Below are 766 nucleotides of genomic sequence, written 5' to 3'. Positions count from 1 at the left end.
CAGACCTATTTGCCGCGCACCCAACGAGAAAGTTCAGAGCGCACACCAGCATCACTTTTTTGATTAACTTCATTTTCTACCTCAAGCCGCGTTGTTGCTGTCTTTAAAGCATTCTCTGTTTGCTTTTGCCGTTCGCTTTGCTTGCCAAGGTGAAACGCCTTGGCTAAAGCCATAAAAAAAACGGCTAAAGCCGCTGTAAACATCAGAGAATATTTCTTTAGCCAAAAAATCATAAGCGTTGCTCCCGAAAACGCTTGGCGACAATCACTATGCCCGTTACAGCCGCTAAAACCATTATGCCTGCTAATGCCCATTGCACCGGTCCATTGCCTGCTAACAAGCCGCCAAAACCAGAACAAGACCCTATAATCGGGGCAAGTGCTTCTATTTTAAGAAGTCCGGTTGCCGTTTTCGTTTCTACCCTTTGATAATTTGAAGAAACATAAGCCCCTTTTGCCCATAATCCCGCTTCTGCTGCTCGACGGTTGGCTAAACCCGCAAGAGGCTTCCCACCAACCTTATTCCATTTCTGTAATTCTAAGGGTACGGCTTCATAATCGCCTTGATTAAGCTTCTTCAACAATGTTGACTTGCGAAAAGCAGCTGTTCCTACGTTATAGCAAAATGAGACCAATGCCGCGAATTGGCAATCCGTTAACGAAACCGTAACCGATTCCTCTACCGTCTGCTCGAATTGCTTTAAGTCTTCACAAAGGATTTCTTCTGCTTGCTTTTGGCTAATACACATGCCTTTTTTGACAAGGGG

2 protein-coding genes are annotated in these 766 nt (G+C 45.0%); both read right to left on the bottom strand.

Translation table 11 applies throughout. The annotated features are described in order from the left end of the window. Positions 1–5: 5 nt before the first annotated feature. Entirely contained in the window at positions 6–233 is a 228-nt protein-coding gene (locus ACFIKD_RS09685) for a hypothetical protein (RefSeq protein ID WP_012754703.1), read from the bottom strand. Next, positions 230–766, bottom strand: a 537-nt coding sequence (locus ACFIKD_RS09680) for a lysozyme (RefSeq protein ID WP_375647942.1), incomplete at its 5' end; no start/stop codon positions are given. The genes ACFIKD_RS09680 and ACFIKD_RS09685, both read right to left, overlap by 4 nt.

This window comes from Bartonella sp. CR84HXZ (assembly GCF_042194535.1).
Classification (GTDB): domain Bacteria; phylum Pseudomonadota; class Alphaproteobacteria; order Rhizobiales; family Rhizobiaceae; genus Bartonella; species Bartonella grahamii.
Note: the sequence above shows the minus strand (reverse complement) of the source record. Positions and strands in the feature narration are given on the sequence as shown.